The following is a 1,495-nucleotide window of genomic DNA, read 5'->3' as shown; positions in this document are numbered from 1 at the left end:
TACTTTATGCTTATATTCTTATCAAAAAGTAAGATGTTGGCGGTTGACGATTAAGCAGGTTATGGGATAATGACAGTGATAGAGCCTTTCTGCGCTTCAATAGCGGACCGGGGAAAGGCCTTTTTAGAGGTGATGGTCAGATTCAGAGGTGGAGCAGAATGTTGAAGTCTATAGGTATTGGAGCGGAATTATTTCATAAGCTCATTGAAAATGACTGCTATTACGTTGATAAGACTCCTTTTATCAGAACCGTGTTTAAGGAGAACAAAGCGGACGTAATGCTTATCACCAGACCGAGACGTTTTGGTAAAACGCTTACCATGTCCACCTTCTATGACTTTCTTTCTCTGAATATCGAAAATCCCGGTGATGTGTCACTTCAGGAGAAATGGTTCAAGGATACAAAAATCTTTGAGGACAGGGAATTCTGCAGTGAATACATGGGGAAGTTTCCGGTAATCTTTATTTCCCTGAAATCTGTATCCGGAAATAATTTTCTTAGAGCTTACGAGCAGCTTGGAAGCACCATCTATAAGATGCTTTGTCAGTTTGATTATCTTGCTGAAAGTAAAAAACTTAAAGAAGACGCTGTAAATGATTTTAAACAATTAAAGAACGAAAAATATCTTTGCAATCCAGAGAATCAAAATGCTGTTAAAAATTCTCTGGAAAGACTGTGCTATTGGTTATATTTGCACCACGGGATCAAGCCTATTCTGCTCATTGACGAATATGATGTACCTATCGCCAAGGCGGCCCATAACGGCTATTACCGGGAAATGATTGACATCATCAGTCCGTTCCTGAGCAATGCCTTAAAGACCAATTTGTATCTTGGCAGAGCTGTGCTTACCGGATGTTTAAGAGCAGCTAAGGAAAGTATTTTTACTGGACTTAACAATCTGCTGGTCTGCTCGATTCTTGATTCTGGAGATGATAATGTATCTCAGGGAATAGGTTTTACCAAGGAAGAGTCCGAAGAAGTTCTTTCATATTACGGTCTTACTGACTATTACGAAGATGTAAGAAACAATTACGACGGGTACCATTTTGGAACAACTCATATGTACTGTCCGTGGGATGTAATGAACTTCTGTAATGACAACTACAGAAAACTGAGTAAAGACAAAAATCTCATTCAAGCCGGCAACTACTGGATAAACACCAGCGGTAATGATGTAATCGAAGAATTCATGGGCTTTATCGAGCCTGAAGACGTTGAGCTGATGCAGGATCTTCTGGATGGTAAATCAATAACTGCGGAAGTAAGAGCCACCTTGTGCTACGGTGATTTGCAGAACCATGACATAAATGATTTCTGGACTCTGCTGCTTTATACCGGGTATTTAACTTTTGAACCCCAGTCCCATAATCCTGAAAGTGATGAGTACAGTGTTTATATTCCTAATGAAGAAATCAGAAAATGCTTTAAATCCAGAATTCTGAATTATTTTAAGAACAATTCAGTTATGAAATCCAGTACCGCTGAACTGGT

The 1,495-nt window shown here is 39.3% G+C and carries 1 protein-coding gene; it reads left to right on the top strand.

Annotation, left to right across the window (positions count from 1 at the left end):
• Positions 1–158: 158 nt before the first annotated feature.
• A partial coding sequence (locus T489_RS0112275; RefSeq protein WP_031580306.1) for an AAA family ATPase occupies positions 159–1,495 on the top strand: 1,337 nt, incomplete at its 3' end.

The organism is Ruminobacter sp. RM87 (genome assembly GCF_000701925.1).
GTDB classification, from domain to species: Bacteria; Pseudomonadota; Gammaproteobacteria; order Enterobacterales; family Succinivibrionaceae; genus Ruminobacter; species Ruminobacter amylophilus.
The sequence above is the reverse complement of the archived record's forward strand: the minus strand, read 5'-3'. Positions and strand labels throughout refer to the sequence as shown.